Annotated in this window: 16 protein-coding genes; 7 read left to right on the top strand and 9 right to left on the bottom strand. The window is 70.5% G+C overall.

Features of this window, described 5'->3' with window-relative positions; genetic code table 11:
- Positions 1-28: 28 nt before the first annotated feature.
- Complete coding sequence (locus FB390_RS13735) at positions 29-805, bottom strand: ABC transporter permease (RefSeq protein WP_141809302.1); 777 nt, start codon at positions 803-805, stop codon at positions 29-31.
- Between the two features lie 183 nt (positions 806-988).
- Here FB390_RS13735 and FB390_RS13730 point away from each other — a divergent pair, with 183 nt between their 5' ends.
- Positions 989-1,525: a hypothetical protein gene (locus FB390_RS13730; RefSeq protein WP_141809301.1), complete on the top strand. Its 537-nt coding sequence runs from the start codon at positions 989-991 to the stop codon at positions 1,523-1,525.
- Between the two features lie 87 nt (positions 1,526-1,612).
- On the opposite strand, the gene FB390_RS13725 is transcribed toward FB390_RS13730, so the two are convergent.
- The 3 genes from FB390_RS13725 to FB390_RS13715 form a co-directional block, all read right to left on the bottom strand.
- Positions 1,613-2,965 carry a cytochrome P450 gene (locus tag FB390_RS13725; RefSeq protein ID WP_141809300.1) on the bottom strand — a complete coding sequence of 451 codons (1,353 nt, stop codon included), beginning with the start codon at positions 2,963-2,965 and terminating at the stop codon, positions 1,613-1,615.
- Between the two features lie 111 nt (positions 2,966-3,076).
- Positions 3,077-3,631, bottom strand: coding sequence for a type 1 glutamine amidotransferase domain-containing protein (locus FB390_RS13720; protein ID WP_141809299.1), 555 nt, complete (start codon positions 3,629-3,631; stop codon positions 3,077-3,079).
- Between the two features lie 104 nt (positions 3,632-3,735).
- Positions 3,736-4,776, bottom strand: coding sequence for an Lrp/AsnC family transcriptional regulator (locus tag FB390_RS13715; protein WP_141809298.1), 1,041 nt, complete (start codon positions 4,774-4,776; stop codon positions 3,736-3,738).
- Positions 4,777-4,890: 114 nt separating this feature from the next.
- Between FB390_RS13715 and FB390_RS13710 the strand changes: the two genes are divergently transcribed.
- From FB390_RS13710 to FB390_RS13700, 3 genes are all read left to right on the top strand, one after another.
- Complete coding sequence (locus FB390_RS13710) at positions 4,891-6,054, top strand: alpha-hydroxy-acid oxidizing protein (protein ID WP_141809297.1); 1,164 nt, start codon at positions 4,891-4,893, stop codon at positions 6,052-6,054.
- Between the two features lie 66 nt (positions 6,055-6,120).
- The gene (locus tag FB390_RS13705) at positions 6,121-6,675 is read left to right on the top strand and encodes a class I SAM-dependent methyltransferase (protein ID WP_141809296.1); all 555 of its coding nucleotides are present in this window, start codon (positions 6,121-6,123) and stop codon (positions 6,673-6,675) included.
- A 44-nt stretch (positions 6,676-6,719) separates the two neighbouring features.
- Entirely contained in the window at positions 6,720-7,169 is a 450-nt protein-coding gene (locus tag FB390_RS13700; protein WP_141809295.1) for a MerR family transcriptional regulator, read from the top strand.
- Here the strand turns inward: FB390_RS13700 and FB390_RS13695 are convergent.
- Positions 7,156-8,334 (bottom strand): cytochrome P450, encoded by a 1,179-nt coding sequence (locus FB390_RS13695; RefSeq protein WP_141809294.1) that lies wholly within the window; start codon positions 8,332-8,334, stop codon positions 7,156-7,158. The two genes, FB390_RS13700 and FB390_RS13695, sit on opposite strands and share 14 nt — an antisense overlap.
- Positions 8,335-8,431: 97 nt before the next feature.
- On the opposite strand from FB390_RS13695, the gene FB390_RS13690 reads away from it, so the two are divergent.
- The gene (locus FB390_RS13690; RefSeq protein ID WP_141809293.1) at positions 8,432-9,244 is read left to right on the top strand and encodes an SAM-dependent methyltransferase; all 813 of its coding nucleotides are present in this window, start codon (positions 8,432-8,434) and stop codon (positions 9,242-9,244) included.
- A 53-nt stretch (positions 9,245-9,297) separates the two neighbouring features.
- On the opposite strand, the gene FB390_RS13685 is transcribed toward FB390_RS13690, so the two are convergent.
- Together FB390_RS13685 and FB390_RS13680 are read right to left on the bottom strand one after the other, a co-directional pair.
- Positions 9,298-10,251, bottom strand: coding sequence for a DNA polymerase domain-containing protein (locus tag FB390_RS13685; protein ID WP_141809292.1), 954 nt, complete (start codon positions 10,249-10,251; stop codon positions 9,298-9,300).
- A gap of 310 nt (positions 10,252-10,561) precedes the next feature.
- Positions 10,562-10,843, bottom strand: a complete 282-nt coding sequence (locus tag FB390_RS13680) for a hypothetical protein (protein WP_141809291.1) — start codon at positions 10,841-10,843, stop codon at positions 10,562-10,564.
- A 531-nt stretch (positions 10,844-11,374) separates the two neighbouring features.
- Between FB390_RS13680 and FB390_RS13675 the strand changes: the two genes are divergently transcribed.
- The gene (locus tag FB390_RS13675; protein WP_185757238.1) at positions 11,375-12,946 is read left to right on the top strand and encodes an AIM24 family protein; all 1,572 of its coding nucleotides are present in this window, start codon (positions 11,375-11,377) and stop codon (positions 12,944-12,946) included.
- Positions 12,947-13,009: 63 nt separating this feature from the next.
- On the opposite strand, the gene FB390_RS13670 is transcribed toward FB390_RS13675, so the two are convergent.
- Both FB390_RS13670 and FB390_RS13665 read right to left on the bottom strand, forming a co-directional pair.
- On the bottom strand, positions 13,010-13,351 hold the full coding sequence (locus tag FB390_RS13670) for a DUF6766 family protein (RefSeq protein ID WP_141809290.1): 342 nt from the start codon (positions 13,349-13,351) through the stop codon (positions 13,010-13,012).
- Positions 13,352-13,403: 52 nt separating this feature from the next.
- Positions 13,404-14,357: an alpha/beta hydrolase gene (locus tag FB390_RS13665; RefSeq protein WP_141811747.1), complete on the bottom strand. Its 954-nt coding sequence runs from the start codon at positions 14,355-14,357 to the stop codon at positions 13,404-13,406.
- A 299-nt stretch (positions 14,358-14,656) separates the two neighbouring features.
- Between FB390_RS13665 and FB390_RS13660 the strand changes: the two genes are divergently transcribed.
- Positions 14,657-15,691 (top strand): alpha/beta hydrolase, encoded by a 1,035-nt coding sequence (locus tag FB390_RS13660; protein WP_141809289.1) that lies wholly within the window; start codon positions 14,657-14,659, stop codon positions 15,689-15,691.
- The last annotated feature ends 19 nt before the right edge of the window (positions 15,692-15,710 follow it).

Here is a 15,710-nt window from a genome sequence, read left to right as displayed (position 1 = left end):
CTCAACGTTACAATTTTGGTGTCCGATTTCACCGGCCGCTCCCCGACGCGGTGACGTGCTCGCCCGCCTGGCGCGTGACATGGCGGCGGGCGACGAGCTCGATGGTGACCGCGACGGCGCAGGTCTGCGCGAGCAACAGACCCGAGAGCACGAGGACCTGGACCGCACCCGCCTGGATGGCCGAGCCGCTGGCGATCAGCACGCCGACGAAAGCACCCGGCAGCGTGACCAATCCGACCGTGCGGGTCTGGTCGACGCCGGGCAGCAGCGCGTCGGTGGCGGTCGGGCGGATCACCTCCAGCCGCGCGTCCCGTTCGGTGAAGCCCAGACTCAGCGCGGCTTCGACCTCGCCGCGCCGCTGGTCGATCGAGTCGAGGGCGCGGCGCGCCGCCAGCGACGTCGCCGTCATGGCGCCGCCGAGGACGATCCCGCCGACCGGCACCACCGCGACGCCCGTCAACGGAACCACACCGCTGAGCAGCATGGGCGGGAGCGTCGCGCCGACGCCCGCGCCCAGCGCCAGCGCCAGCCACGGCCCGGACTTCCCCGCGCCCGAGCGCCGCGCCGAGGTCACCACCGCGGCGACGAACATGACGGCGAGCACCAGGATCGCCGACCACAGCCGCGCCAGCGCCGCCGCCAACACGAGCGCGACGACCGCCAATTGCACGGCGCCACGAAGGGCAGCGCGGGGCGCCACGAACGGCGAACCGAGCCGCGCCACCCGATACACCGCGGCCGCCCCGATCGCCAGCGCCGCGCACAACACCGCGAGACCCAGGTCGGGCCGTATCGCCGCGTTCATCCGTGCTCCGCGAGGGGACCAGCGCTCACCGTCCAACGATCACACACGACGAGGCCGCCGCGCAGCCGCCGAACGAACCGCCCGCGGGCCCTGCCACCGGCCGTCGCCGCGGATTACCATGCAGTGAGGGCTCGAAGAGCACACCCCTCGCCGATCGTTCGTCCCGCTTCCGGAGGAGGACACATGTCCTACCCGATTCCCGCGAAGGTCTGTCTCACCGGCCAGGATTGCCGCTGCCCCTCGGTCACCGTCTTCCTCGTCGCGGAACCGCTGATGCCGGGCGGCAGCATTCTGCATCTGCTGGAACAGGCGACCGTCGACGACCCCGACGCGCCGCCGCGGCCCGATGTCGCGCTGGTCGAGTCGGTCGAGACGCCGACCGTGCCCGGCCGCTCCGAACCGCCGATCCACGCCGAGTTGCGCCCCTGCACCACGCACCTGCCGGACCCCGACCGGCTGCACGCGATCCTGCACGACCACCTGATCATCGATCCCTTCGGCCTCGATGTCGGCGATCGCGCCGAGGTGACCAGGCTGGCGCTGCTACCCGAACGCCGCATCGGCTTCCGCCGCAGCGAGGACTTCCAGGCCGAATCCATCCGTCAGGCCATGCTCGCGGTCTACCGGCACTTCGAACTCGACCAGCGCGCGCCGCTCGTCTACCACGGCTTCGCGGACCCGACCACCGGCTGGTTCGCGCTGCGCACCGCGTCCGCCTGAGCCCGCCGCCCACCGCGGACCTGAACCACCCGCGCAACGGCCGTGGGCCATACGCGACGGCCCACGGCGCCCTCCTGCGCGGACCGGTCAGCGGGCGCGCGTCACCGCGGGCGTGATCTCGAAGTCGAGACCGAAGTTGTTCAGAGTCAACGGAAGTGGGCTGTCCGGTGACAGCGACGGGGTCGAGCGGAGCCGGTAGTCGGCGGCGTCGACCAAGTGGGCGAGCAGGGTGCTGGTGGTGAAGAGCACCAGGTTGCGGCCGGGGCACACCGCCGGACCCGCGCTGAACGGCACCAGCTGCGGGTACTGCTCCGCGAGTCCCTCCAACCAGAGGTCCGGCGCGAACCGGTCGGCGAAGGGCAGCAGCTCGGCGTCGCGATGGAACGCGGGGACCACGATCATCAGTGCCGCGCCGCCCTCGATGGTGAACCGGTCCGCGCCCGTCCGCCACTGGGTGTCCTCGGTGATGTCGCGCAGGATGACCGGCGTCGTCGGCCAGAGCCGCACCGATTCCAGGACGCAGGCGCGCAGGTAGTCGCGGGTCTGTGGGGTGTGCGGGTCGGCGGCGTCGGCGGTCGCGCGTGCGTGCTGATCCGGATGGGTGGCCAGCAGCGCGAGGGCCCGGCTCGTGGCGATGCCCGCCGCGTCGAAAGCGAAGAGCCAGTGCGGAATCTGGCCGACCGGATCCACCGCGCCGCCCGCCGCGGTCGCCGCCAGCGCGCCGACGAGACTGTCCGGATCGGCCGCTTCCACATAGCGGTAGAGCCGTTCGGTGAAACGGTCCCGCCGCCCGCGCTGCGGTAGCGCGAGGAACGACCAGTTGGCGGCCGAGCGCAGCTTCCACAGTTCGTCGGTGATCGCCTCGTCGTCGCGTCCGCGCCTGCCGAGCACCAGCCGCCGGACCAGCCGCCACCAGTCCGCGGTGAACTGGTAGGCGTTGAGGTGGCCGCGGCGCAGCGCGGACGCGGTGAGGTCGCGGGCCTCGTCGGCGATGATCTCGGCGAACGGTTCGGCGAGGCGATGCAGCGGCGCGGAGGTGTCCAGCGCCGCCTCGTTCACCGCCCGCCGCTGCGCGCGCACCGGGCCCTCCGAGAGCAGCACGCCGTGCGGCTGGAATTGGCGCAGCGCGGCGCGCTTCTCGCGATTGGCGGGATCGAACGGCCGCGGCGCGTCCGCCAGCACCCTGCCGACGTCGTCCGGGTCGAGGACGATCACGACTCGACGCCCCGGCAGCACCAATTCGACCGGGCCCGCACCGAATTCGGCACGCAGCTGGCGCATGCGCGCCACCGCGCGCCGATCTGCCTGCGTCCGTTCCAGCACCCCCATGACCGCGCGTCTGCGGGCGATCACCCCCGAGGCGATCGATGCGAAACCCAGGTCGGCCAGCGTCGCGAGCGCTCGCGCGCCCACCAGCCGGTTGCCGTGCTTGCCTGCCATACAGCCTCCTCCCGCTTCGCTGCCCTCGATGAGGGCTGACGTCGAGCGCGTACCCGAGGCCGTCCGGCCGAAACGGGCGCCGCCCGCGGCGAACCGCGCGCCACGCCGCCGTTACGCCCGCAACTCGCTGGAGATCGCGCCGACGAAATCACTCAGATCGCCGGGCGCGCGCGAGGTGATCAGCGTCCAGCCGTTCTCGGGCGAGCGCACCACCGGCTCGTCGACCCACGCTCCGCCCGCGTTGTCGACATCGGTGCGCAGCGAGTGGTACGAGGTCAGCGTCTTGCCGCGCAGCAAATCGGCCTCGACGAGCAGCCACGGCCCGTGGCAGATCGCGGCGACCGGCTTGCCCGCACCGGCGAACTCCTTGGCCAGCGCGACGGCGCGATCGTCGACGCGCAGCTTGTCCGCGTTCACGGTGCCGCCGGGCACCACGAGCGCGTCGAAGTCGTCGATGTCCACGGCGTCCAGCGCCGCATCGGGCGAGACCACCTCGTCCTTGTCCACGTCGTGCTGGAAGGTCTGCACCGGCTCCGATTTCGGCGCCGCGTGGGTAACCCGCGCGCCGCGTTTGCGCAATTCGTCGCGCGGCACCAGCAGTTCGTCGTGCTCGACACCGGTGTTCGAAGTCACGACGAGCACCCGTACACCGTCCAACTCAGCCATGAGCGACTCCTTTCCGATCGACCACCCCCTCGATCGGCATGCCGCGATTCGCTACCGCTAAACATTCGCGCGCGGCCGGAGCGAACGCGGAGATACGCCTCGCCTCACCCGGGCGACGCGGGCTCGCTCCAGATGTCGGGGCGCACCACGCGCCTGCTGCGCCCGCGCGGATCGAGGATGTGCCCGAAGAGCTTGTCGTGGCGCAGCGTGACGGTGCGCTCGGCGATGCGCAGCGCGGGATGGGCGGCGGCCAGCCCGGCTTCCAGGCGCGGGATGTCGGCCAGGCTGTGCAGGTTGGCCTGGATCAGCAGGTTGTGACCGCCGCTGATGGCGGCGCAGTTGCGGGTCTGTGGAAGCCGGACGATCGCGTCGCCGATCTCGGCGAGCCGCTCCGGCGGCACGTCCAGCCACAGGGTCACCGCGACCGGCCAGCCGCCGAGCGGGCGGGCGAAGTCGCAGCGGAACTGGAGCAGTCCGAGCCGGGTGAGCCGGTCCAGCCTGCGCTTGATCGTCGAGGCGCTCGTGCCGACGACCGTCGCCAGGTACTGGTGTGAGGCCCGGCCGTCCATGGCCAGCTGTGCGAGCATCGCGCGATCGGCGTCGTCGATGCTCACCGCGCGGACCGGCGCCGACGGTTGCGGCGGCGGGATGTCCAGTTCGGCGCGTTGGTCGGGTGCGAGCGCGTCGATGCGCCAGCGGCCGCCCTCGGTGAACATGTGCGTGACGATCCGCGCCCGCACCGCCGCGACGTGCGGGATGGCGGGAAGCACGTCCAGGGTGTAGTGCGACATGGTGGCCAGGTCACGGGCCCCGACTGTGGCCAGCAGGTTGTAGGTGCCCGCGCAGCGCTCCACGGTGACCATGTGCGGGTGTTCGCACAGGCTGCGGCTGACCGCGGCCGCGGCGTCGGCGGTGCAACCGATTTCGACGTAGGCGACGGTGATCTGGTCGAGCAGCCGCGGACCGGGCGAAGGACTCACCCACGCCACCCCGCGCCGGGTGAGCCGTTGCCAGCGACGGGCGACCGTCACCGGATCGACGCCGAGCGCGTGGCCCAGCTCCGACCAGGAACCGCGCGGCCGCAGTTGCAACGCGTTGATCAGGGCGAGCTCGTCCTCGCTCAGCAATGCGGCGTCATCCTGCATCAGCGGTTCCCATCGTGCCTGATTCCTGCATTCTAGTGGCGGCGAGCAGCCGGGCCCGCATGCTTCTCCCGGTGGCGCGATGCAGCGCCCGCAGACGAAAGGGCACCCGGATCCATGGCCTTCGCCGATTACCAGAACGAGATCTACCTGCGCGGGCTCGGCGGCGTGCAGCCCACGCTGCCGATGTCCTTCGCCGAGCTGGAGGCCAAGGCGCAGTCGGCGCTGCCGCCCTCGGTGTGGTCGTACGTGGCGGGCGGGGCGGGCGACGAACGCACGCAGCGCGCCAACGTGACCGCGTTCGATCAGTGGGGACTGGTGCCGCGCATGTTCGTCGGCGCGGCCGAGCGCGATCTCTCGGTGGAACTGTTCGGGACGACCTGGCCCGCACCGGTTTTCCTGGCCCCGATCGGTGTGATCGGCCTCTGCGCCCAGGACGGGCACGGCGATCTGGCCACCGCCCGCGCGGCGGCGCGCACCGGCGTCCCGATGGTGGCCTCCACCCTGTCGGTGGATCCGCTGGATCAGGTGGCGGCCGAAATGGGTGACACACCAGGCTTTTTCCAGCTGTACACGCCCACCGACCGGGATCTCGCCGCGAGTCTGGTGAAGCGGGCCGAGCAGGCGGGGTACAAGGGCATCGTCGTCACGCTCGACACCTGGATCACCGGCTGGCGCCCGCGCGATCTCGGCGTCTCGAATTTCCCCCAGCTGCGCGGGCACTGCCTGGCGAACTATTTCACCGATCCGGTGTTCCGCGCTGGTCTGCCCGGCCCGCCCGAAGAACACCTCCAGGCCGCGGTGCTGCGCTGGGCCCAGCTCTTCGGCAATCCGCTCACCTGGGCCGACCTGCCGTGGCTCCGTGAACTCACCACCCTGCCGTTGATCGTGAAGGGCATCTGCCATCCCGACGACGCGCGCCGCGCGAAAGACGGTGGCGTGGACGGCCTCTACTGCTCCAACCACGGCGGCCGCCAAGCCAACGGCGGCCTGCCCGCCCTCGACATGCTCGCCGAGGTGGTCGACGCGGCCGACGGCCTGCCGGTGCTGTTCGACTCCGGCGTCCGCGGCGGCGACCACATCGTCAAGGCGCTGGCGCTCGGCGCGACGGCGGTCGGCGTCGGCAGGCCCTACGCCTACGGCCTCGCGCTCGGCGGCGCCGACGGCATCGTGCACGTACTTCGCGCGCTGCTCGCCGAGGCCGATCTGATCATGGCCGTCGACGGCTACCGCGACCTCGGCGAACTGACCAGGGACGCGCTGCGCCGAGTCGCGGTCTGACCGAGCCCTTGACTTCAGGTCGACCTGAACTCGCACGCTGAGGGTCGACCTGAGGAAAGGGATGAGATGACCGGGTTCGGAGAACAGGAAAGCCGCGGCTACGACCGGCGGGCCACCAAACTGCTCGGCGGGCTGTACCGGCATATCGCCGACGAGGTGGCCGCGTCCACCGGGCCGGGCGAGGCGGTGCTCGATGTGGGGACCGGCCCCGGCCTGCTGCTGGCCCACCTCGCGGGCAGACGGCCCGATCTGCTGCTGCACGGAGTGGACCTCTCGCCGCACATGATCGCGCGCGCCCGGACCAATCTGGCCGGCCACGAGGTCGAACTGTCGGTGGGCGACGTCGGCGCACTTCCCTACCCCGACAACAGTTTCGACCTCGTCGTCTCCAGCCTGAGCATGCACGAGTGGCCGGATCCGGTCGCGGCTGCAGCCGAGCTCGAGCGGGTGCTCCGCCCGCGCGGAACGCTGGCGCTCTACGACTTCCGTTTCGTCCGCGACGCGTCGATGCGCACCGCATTGGGCGCGCGTTTCGCCGAGCCGACGGTGCGCAGGAAAGTCGTGCGTCCGCGCGGATATCCCTTCGGGCTGTACGCGCAGTGGACGGCGCGCGCGGCCTGAGGAGCAACGCGGTGCGACACCCCGGTCGAGCCTAGAGTGCTGGTATGTCCGCTTCCGGGTTGACGATCGGCGAGCTAGCCGCGCGATTCGGCCTGGCCACGCACGTGCTGCGGCACTGGGAGGATCTCGGCCTGCTGGCGCCGCGCCGCGATTCCGGCGGTCGCCGCGTCTATCGCGCCGACGACGCCGAGACGGTGGCCGTCATCCTGCTCGGCAAGCGGGTCGGGCTCAGCTTGGCCGAGATCGCCCGGCTTTTCGAGAGCGCCGCGGATCGCGACGCGCGCCGCGAGCTGCTGCGCGCGCACCGCGATCAGCTGGCCGCGCGGATCGCGGCCGCCACCGCGGCGCTGAACACGATCGAGCACGCGTTGGATTGCGGCGCACCGGATTTCCGCTCCTGCCCGCATTTCCGCGGCAAGGTGGACGAGGCGCTGCGGCTCGGCGTCGACGGGGTGGCCGACCACCCCGTCGACGTTCCGTTCAGCGGACGGTGACCGTGGTGGGCAGGCTGGCGAAGCCGCGGTTGTTGGAGGCGTGGATGCGGCGCAGGTTCGCGGCATCGATGTCGTAATCGGCGATCGTGCCGATGATCTCCTCCAGCGCGACGCGCAGTTCCAGCTGGGCGAGGTTCGCGCCGAGGCAGTGATGGCGGCCGCTGCCGAAGGACAGCGCGGCGCCCGTGTCGCGGTCCAGGTCGAAAGTGTCGGGCTCGGCGAAGACCTCGGGGTCTCGGTTGGCCGAGGCGGTCAGCAGCAGGATGCGCGCACCGGCCGGGATGTCCACGCCGTGCAGCGAGATCGGTTCGGTCGTGCTGCGCAGCTGGGTCTGGGTGGCGGGTTCGTAGCGCATGCCCTCGGCGATCCACTCGTCGATGCGTCCGCCGAAGGCCTCGCGGCGCCGGTCGGGGTGCTGCCACGCGACGTGCCAGAGGTTGCCGAGCGTGAGCATGGTGGTCTCGATGCCCGCGCCGACCAGCAGGATCAGCACGCCGACGATCTCCTCGGGCGTCAGCCGGTCGTCGCCGTCGGCGGCGTCGAGCAGGCCGGAGAGCAGGTCGTCGCGACGGGTCTTGCTGCGTTCGATGGCCAGCTCGGTGTAGTAGCCGACCAGGGTGCCGATGGCCTGCACCGCTTCCGGGCGCAGATCGGTGGACTCCTCGTCGGTGTACATGATCTCCATGCCCAGTTTGCGGATCATGTCGCGATCCGCCTCCGGGACGCCGACCAGTTCGGAGATCACATCGGTGGGGAACGGGCCCGCGAAATCGGCCATCAGATCGAAGCTTTCGCGCTCCAGCAGCGGTTCCCACAGCCCGCGCGCGATCTCCCGTAGTCGGGGCTGCAATTCCTGCACACGGCGGTTGGTGAACGCGCGAGCCACCAGGCCGCGCAGGCGGGTGTGCTTGGGCGGGTCCATCGCGACGAAGGAGAAGAACCGCTCGGCCTGCGGTCCCCAGAACGCCGGCTCCATCCGCAGTCCGTTGACGCTGGAGAATCGGTCCGAATCACGCAGTGCCGCAACGATATCGGCGTAGCGTGCGAAGGCGTAGAAGTCGTCGTCCGGGTTGTGGAAGACCGGCGCCTCCGCGCGTAGCCTTGCGTAGTACGGATAGGGATCGCGGTGGACGTCGAAGTCGTACGGGCTGTACTGCAACTGCATGACGGAGCCTTCCGGGGGCCGTGCGAGTTTCACCCTCGCTACCGGTTCGCAACTCGAGCTGACATGATGACCCTAGTCGAGATGAATTGAGGGCGTGGTGGACTCGGAATCGGCGGCAGCCAGGGTGGATGTCAGTAAACCGCACCCCGCGCGCCGGTACGACTACTGGCTCGGCGGGAAGGACAATTTTCCGGCGGACCGGGATTCGGCCGACGCGGTGGCCGAGGCGTTCCCGACGGTGCGGCTCGCGGCCGTGGAGAACCGCAACTTCCTGCGCCGCGCGGTGACGTACCTGGCCGCCGAGGCGGGTATCCGGCAGTTCCTCGACATCGGCACCGGCCTGCCCACCGCGGGCAACGTGCACGAGATCGCGCAGGGCATCGCGCCCGAATCGCGAATCGTCTACGTGGACAACGATCCGATCGTGCTCGTGCACGCCCGCACGCTGCTGAACAGCTCGCCCGAAGGCGCGACCGCCTACCTCGACGCCGATCTGCGCGACCCCGAACGGATCCTGACCCACCCGGACCTCACCGGCACTCTCGATCTCACCCAGCCGGTCGCGTTGATGCTGGTGGCCATCATGCACTTCATCACCGACGACGAGGCGCCCTACGGCTTGGTGCGCCAGCTCTGCGAGGCGCTGCCCTCCGGCAGCTACCTGGTGATGACCCACGCCACCAACGATCACCTCACCGACGAGGATCTCGCCGAGACGAAACTGGCCAACAAGCGCAGCGGCGTCCCCTTCCAATTGCGCTCGACCGCCGAATTCCGCCAATTCTTCACCGGTTTCGATCTGGTGCCGCCCGGCATCGGCTCGGTGATGACCTGGCGCCCAGAAGTCTGGCGGCCTCACCCCCGCCCCGAGGCCGTCTCCATGCTCGGCGCCGTCGCCCGCATCCCCTGACTTCGACAACCCCGGGCACGCTGTCGGCTCGGCGAGCCGTGCGGTGGGCACGGTCAGGTGGCGCGGCGGGCGCGGGCGCGGCGTTTGCCTTCGTGCATGGCTTGGACGCGGGCGACCGGGATGGTGTGGCCCTCGGCGACGAGATCGTCGGGAAGGGTTTGTGGCGCGGGCATTTCCTCGGTCCACGGATCGCGGTCGCCGAGGCGCTCGGGGGCGGTGTGGAGGGTGAAATCGGTCGGCTTCGCGTCGGCGAGGTCGGCCCAGCCGACCGGGAAGGAGACCGGGACGCCGGGGCGGATGCGGGGGCTGTAGGCCGCGACGACGGTCGCGCCGCCGGAACGGGTGGAATCGAGGAAGACCTTGCCCTCGCGGTCCTCGCGGATGAACGCGGTGGTGGCCAGCTCGGGGTCGAGACGCTCGGCGCGGGCCGCGATCGCCCGGGTGGCCGCGGCGGCGTCCTCGATGTCGGTGCCCGCGACCACGGGGACGAACACGTGAACCCCCTTGGCGCCGCTGGTTTTCACCGCGCCCGCCAGGCCGTCCGCGGCCAGGGCCGCGCGGATCAGTTCGGCGCCGAGCACCGCGTGCCGAAAGGTCTGCCCAGGTGACGGGTCGAGATCGAGGACCAGATGGGTGGGTCCGGCGGAGTGGTCGGCGAGCAGCAGCGTCGGGTGATATTCGACGGCGCGCTGATTGCCGAACCACAGCAGCGTGCGCACGTCGTCACCGAGGGCGTAGGTAACCTCGCGGCGCGCGCTCTCGGCCCACAGCGTCACCCGGGGCACCCACTCCGGCGTGTACTTGGGCAGGTTCTTCTGCATGAACGGTTCCTGCCCCGGCCGGATCCGCACCACCGAGAGCGGCCGGTCGCGCAGCTGGCGCACCAGCCGGTCGCCGACGAACTCCAGGTAGTCGATCAGATCCCGTTTGGTCGCCGCCGCACCGTCGAACAGCGGCTTGTCCAGATTCGTCAGCGTGACGCCCGCGCGCACCTCTTCGCTGCCCATCGGCCCACCTTGCCCCGCGGTCTCGGCGCGGTCAACCCCGCGCCACCGAGATCATCATTTCGCCGACGGGTTCACGAGACGGCACTCGAGCGATACTCCAGACGCCGAACACTCACTAGTTCGCGGGCCACTTTCTTTGGCAGCAAACGTAATTGAAAAGAGTTCATCCGCCGCCCCCATACGGGAACGGCGGATGACAAGATCAATTACGGCAAATTCACTGCAATGACTCCCCCGGGGGCCGGTGCGTTACGGCTCAGGAAAATCCGAACCCCGGGGGCCGACGTAGCAGTGATCGACCGAGATCGAATCAGGCAGGCTCGGCGGGCGCCGTCAGGTCACGGACGCCGGTGATCGCCTCGATGATGTTGACGATGGCCGAGGTGCCGCCGTCGAGGGCCGAGCTGCCGGAGTCGAGCATGCTCGAGCCGGCGGACGAGCCGGCCGAACCGGTGGACGAGCCGGCCGAGCCGGTGGCGAAGTCGGCGGAGCCGGTGGACTCCTCGGCGGAGGCGACCGCGACAGGGCCGAAGAACATGGTGGCAGCGACAGCGGCGGCACCGGCGGCGGCGAAGGTCTTGCGAGAGAACATGTGTGGGGCTTTCCTTTCACGGACTGGTTCGTCACGCCAGCGGCGCGCACCAGCAACGTTATGAAAAAGAAATCCACAAATCCACTTTTGTGATTGTGCGAATTATCACCGTTAATAATTGGCTAACGGAGTGTTTTACCAAGGTAACGCCGTTGCACATCGACTAGAAGTCGACTCCAGCGAAATCGGGGCGATCCGTCGATAAAAGCGATCTTGCTGTTTCCGACAATACCGACATCACGACCGATTCGGAAGCGGGCGCGAATATCGCCCCGGCGGCGTATCGGCCAGGGACACGGACGATCTCGCGGTGCGGCTGCGATCCGGCGCGGCGCGGCCACAGTGGGCCGCGTCCATCGAGCCGGTACCGGGACGGTGATCCACCCCGATCGACAGGGCACGGTGGCGAACGACGCGGATGCGCGACACACTCGTGACCATGAGTTCGATGTCCTGGCGACCCAGCGCGACGGCGGGCCCGGCGTGACCGCGCTGGCCCGCGGCGAGAACCGGCCCGCACCCGGCGACCGGATGACGGTCACCGTCACCTGCACCGCGCCCGTCGACGTGTCCGCCCTGTTGCTGAACGCGGCGGGCCGGGTGCGCTCCGACGGCGATTTCGTCTTCTTCAACCAACCCGTCGGGCCCGGCGTCAACTACCGGCACGGCCGCGGCGCGGGCGACATGGTCGACGTGCAGACCTCCGCGCTGCCCGCCGACGTGGACACGGTCGTCGTGACCGCCAGCCTGGACGGCAGCGGCCCGCCCACCTTCGCGAGCGCCGGGTCGCTCACCGCGACGATCGGATCCGATTCGGGCACTGTCACTTTCCCGATGACCGGCCTCAGCACCGAGACGGCCGTGGTGTGCGTGGAGATCTATCGCCGCGGCGGCGCGTGGAAGATCCGCGCCGTCGGCCAGGGCTACGACGACGGACTGGCCGGGATCGCCAGGGCCTTCGGCGTGAACGTCGACGACGAACCCGCACCGCCGCCCGCCGCGCCCCAGGCCGCGTACGGCGCACCCGCCGCGCCCCCGGCGTACGGCTCCCCGACCGCCCCGCAGGCCGCCCCGCCCGCATACGGCTCTCCCGCCGCACCGCCGCCCGCATACGGCTCTCCCGCCGCACCGCCGCCCGCATACGGCGCACCAGCGCCACCCCCGGCTTATCCGTCGGCACCTCAACCGTCCGGCGGCTACGGCGCCCCACCCGCGGGCCCCGCGTACGGCCCGCACTCGACCCCGCCTCCGGCGTACCCGAACGCCCCGGCGTACGGCTCACCGCAACAGGCGAGCCCCACCTACCCTCCGCCCGGCGCGGTACCTCCCCCGCCGATGTCGACACCCCAGCAAGGAGCGCTGCCGATGCAGAGCGATCTGTTCAACCCGAGCCACGCCGAGGTCGGCGGTGTCGGCATCCAGAAACAGGGCGGCAAGATGGTCAAGGTCGGCCTCGCGGGCGAGGTCATGGCTCGCGCCGGGTCGATGGTCGCCTACCAGGGCGAACTGCAGTTCCAGGCGCTGGGCTCCGGCGGCATCGGCCGCGCCATCCAGCAGCGGCTGACCGGAGAGGGCGTGCCGCTGATGAAGGTCTCCGGCCGCGGCGACCTGTTCCTGGCCAACGCCGCCGCCGACGTGCACATCATCGATCTGGACGGCAGCGACGGCCTGACCATCAACGGGGCCAACGTGCTCGCCTTCGACTCCACGCTGCGCTACGACATCAAGATGGTGCAGGGCGCGGCCGGGTTCGCCAGTAACGCCGGGCTTTTCAACTGCGTGTTCACCGGCCGAGGGCGGATCGCCATCACCACCCACGGCACACCGGTGGTGCTGAACGTCGACCAGCCGACCTATGCCGATCCCCAGGCGGCGGTGGCGTGGTCGTCGAGCTTGCAGACGGGTATCAAGCGCAACGACTCGTTCGGTCTCGGCAGGCTGATCGGCCGCAGCACGGGCGAAGGCCTGACGCTGGCGTTCTCGGGCCGCGGCTTCGTCATCGTGCAGCCCTCGGAGCTGCCGCCCGGCGGGCTGATCGGCGGCGCGGGCGGCGGACAGCAGGCCGGGCAGAGCAGCGGCGTACTCGGCGGTCTGTTCGGCTGACGCATACCTTCGCCTCCGCTCCGGCCATGCGCGGACGGCCTCCGGCAGCGGCGTCGAGAGCCCTCAGACCCGTCGGCTCTCCGCCTCGAGCTGGACGAGAGCCTGCCGCACCTGGTCGATCTTGGTCTCGATACGTTCCAGGTCCTCGGCGTCGGCACGGAAGATCCAGTGCTTGGCGCCGAGGAGCAGCACCGCCTGGAAGACGAGCTGCAACCACTCGCTCTGCCAGTTCTCGAACGTGCTGGACAGGAAGTCCGACCAGAACTCGCCCCACACGAAGGGCTGCTGATGCGCCGACTGCGCGTGGCGGAAGTCGGCGAGCTGGGTGAAGAACTGCCCGAGCCAGGACCCGAGGAACAGCAGTATCAGGACGTACACCGCGCCCCACCGTCTGAAGTGCGCCATAACCCCGCGGTACCCAGCGGACGCGCGAGTTAACGACGGGCAACGGTCGGCGTCAAGGGGTGAGCGCGGCCTCGAACAGCGGCCACGAGTTGTGCAGATCCTGCTGCCAGTAGCCCCAGGAGTGCGTGCCGGTGGGACGTAGATCGAATGTCGCGGGAATGTTCAACTCGCGCAACCGATCCCGCAACTGGCGCGTGCACATGTCGGTCACCGCCTCCAGCGGCGCGCCGAACAGCAGCTGATAGGTCAGCTGCAGCAGGTCGCCGCGGACGCCGTCGATGGTGTCGAGCGGACCGGGCACGCCGGTGCCGGTCGACACGTAGATCGCGGTGCCGCGCAGCTCGGCCGCGTGCAGGTAGGGGTCGTTGGCGCGCCACGTCGGATCGGTGGGCGGCCCCCACATGTTCACGGTGTTCCCGAGCCGCGCGTTCACCACCGCGTTGACCAGGACCTGGCCCTGCGGATCGCTGGTGCGCACGCAGCCGGAATAGGATCCGATGCCGCGATACAGCCCCGGCGCGGCGAGCGCGAGCTGGAACACCGAGGTGCCCGCCATCGAGATCCCGGCGATGGCGTTGGCGCCGGTGCCGTGGAATTCCGCGTCGACGAGCGGCGGCAGTTCTCTGGTGAGGAAGGTGGACCAGCGCTGCCTGCCGAGGACCGGATCGTCGGCTCGCCAGTCGGTGAAGTAGCTGCCCGCGCCGCCCATCGGGATCACCACGGTGACCTGCTTGCCTGCGAAGAAGGACGCGATGTCGGTGCGGTCGGTCCAGTTGCCGTCGCTGCCGCCGTTGGCCCCGTTGAGCAGATAGAACACCGGCGCAGGCGCGTCCGGGTCCGCGGCGCGCAGCACCCGGACCCGGGTCACGGCGTTCATCGCCGCGGAGTACACGTCGAGCTCGACCGCGCGGTCGGCGATGCCGCGCACGCCATCGATCCGCGCGGCGTCCGCGGTGGCGGTCGGTGACGCGGCGGCCCGGCCGGGCAGTCCGCACGCGGCCATCATCAGGACGATGGCGCCCAACAGGATTCGCGTCCGCCCGAAACCCGGCGGTGCGGTCCGAAAGCCGATACCGATCACAGGTGCCTCGATTCGCGCAGCCGGGAGACGCCCCGGGGGATCACACGCTCTCGTCGAGTGAACGACACAGCGGCGCTCGCGGGCCAGCGATGTCGGCGATGTTGTGCCGGTTACCAGCGTCGCGCCACCGCGGCTGCCTCCATATCCCAACGGTGCTCGCGAGGCCTTGTCCGTCGCACGGCGCGCGACTTAGGTTCCCCGTGGTCCTTACGCCGGGAGATGTCATGAGAGTTGGACGCGTCGCCGCACCGGTGCTCGTCGTGGTGCTCGCGCTGTCGTTCGGCGCCGCCGCGCGGGCCGAGCCGAGCGACTGGGCCGCGGCGCCCGCCCCGATCGACACGACCGGATCTGCCATGGACCCGGCGCGGCTGGTGAGTATCGCGCCGGGGCAAGGCCGAGCGCTCGAACTGGTCGTCCATTCACCGGCCATGGACCGAGACCTAGACCTCACCGTCCTCCCCGCCCGCGATCGCGCGTGGCCCGCGCCCGTTCTCTACCTGCTCAACGGCGTCGACGGCGGCGCGGGCGGCAGCTGGACCGGCAACACCGACATCGACCGGTTCTTCGCCGACCGGCAGGTCACCGTGGTCGTCCCGCGAGGCGGCGCGGGGACGTACTTCACCGATTGGCGAGCCGACGATCCGGTGCTCGGCAGACAGCGGTGGACCACTTTCCTCACGCGCGAGCTGCCGCCGCTGATCGACACCGCCTTCCTCGGCACCGGCGCGAACGCCATCGCGGGCGTCTCCATGGCGGGCACCTCGGTGTTCCAGCTCGCGCTCGCCGCGCCCGGCCGGTACCGCGCCATCGGCTCGTTCAGCGGGTGCGCGCGCACCAGCGATCCGCAGGGCCGCGCGGTCGTCAGCGCCATCGTCGCGGCCCACCGCGGCGACCCGGCCAACATGTGGGGTCCGCCCGGCGACGCCGCCTGGGCCGACAACGACCCGTACCTGCACGCCGACCGGCTGCGCGGCACGACCGTCTACGTGTCGACCGGCACCGGCCTGCCCGGCCCACTGGACACCCTCGACGGTCCTGGAATAGGCGCAAGTGCGGCGAAATTGACCGATCAGCTCGCCATCGGCGGTGTGCTAGAAGCCATTACCAGCCGGTGCACCGAGCAGCTGCGAGATCGCTTGCGAGACTTGGGCATTCCTGCCACCTTCGAGCACCGGGCGACCGGCACGCATTCCTGGGGTTACTGGCAGCGGGACCTGCACACCGCTTGGCCGGTCCTGGCCGCCGCGCTCAACGGATGAGAACGCGGCGGCCGGTGGC

The organism is Nocardia bhagyanarayanae (genome assembly GCF_006716565.1).
Lineage (GTDB): Bacteria > Actinomycetota > Actinomycetes > Mycobacteriales > Mycobacteriaceae > Nocardia > Nocardia bhagyanarayanae.
Note: the sequence above shows the minus strand (reverse complement) of the source record. Positions and strands in the feature narration are given on the sequence as shown.

Coding starts and splice junctions, on each gene's coding strand:
- FB390_RS13730 (WP_141809301.1), top strand. CDS start 989: ATGTCCTACCCGATTCCCGCGAAGGTCTGTCTCACCGGCCAGGATTGC.
- FB390_RS13735 (WP_141809302.1), bottom strand. CDS start 805: ATGAACGCGGCGATACGGCCCGACCTGGGTCTCGCGGTGTTGTGCGCG.
- FB390_RS13670 (WP_141809290.1), bottom strand. CDS start 13,351: ATGGCGCACTTCAGACGGTGGGGCGCGGTGTACGTCCTGATACTGCTG.
- FB390_RS13700 (WP_141809295.1), top strand. CDS start 6,720: ATGTCCGCTTCCGGGTTGACGATCGGCGAGCTAGCCGCGCGATTCGGC.
- FB390_RS13680 (WP_141809291.1), bottom strand. CDS start 10,843: ATGTTCTCTCGCAAGACCTTCGCCGCCGCCGGTGCCGCCGCTGTCGCT.
- FB390_RS13685 (WP_141809292.1), bottom strand. CDS start 10,251: ATGGGCAGCGAAGAGGTGCGCGCGGGCGTCACGCTGACGAATCTGGAC.
- FB390_RS13660 (WP_141809289.1), top strand. CDS start 14,657: ATGAGAGTTGGACGCGTCGCCGCACCGGTGCTCGTCGTGGTGCTCGCG.
- FB390_RS13695 (WP_141809294.1), bottom strand. CDS start 8,334: ATGCAGTTGCAGTACAGCCCGTACGACTTCGACGTCCACCGCGATCCC.
- FB390_RS13665 (WP_141811747.1), bottom strand. CDS start 14,357: ATGATGGCCGCGTGCGGACTGCCCGGCCGGGCCGCCGCGTCACCGACC.
- FB390_RS13705 (WP_141809296.1), top strand. CDS start 6,121: ATGACCGGGTTCGGAGAACAGGAAAGCCGCGGCTACGACCGGCGGGCC.
- FB390_RS13720 (WP_141809299.1), bottom strand. CDS start 3,631: ATGGCTGAGTTGGACGGTGTACGGGTGCTCGTCGTGACTTCGAACACC.
- FB390_RS13725 (WP_141809300.1), bottom strand. CDS start 2,965: ATGGCAGGCAAGCACGGCAACCGGCTGGTGGGCGCGCGAGCGCTCGCG.
- FB390_RS13675 (WP_185757238.1), top strand. CDS start 11,375: ATGACGGTCACCGTCACCTGCACCGCGCCCGTCGACGTGTCCGCCCTG.
- FB390_RS13710 (WP_141809297.1), top strand. CDS start 4,891: ATGGCCTTCGCCGATTACCAGAACGAGATCTACCTGCGCGGGCTCGGC.
- FB390_RS13715 (WP_141809298.1), bottom strand. CDS start 4,776: ATGCAGGATGACGCCGCATTGCTGAGCGAGGACGAGCTCGCCCTGATC.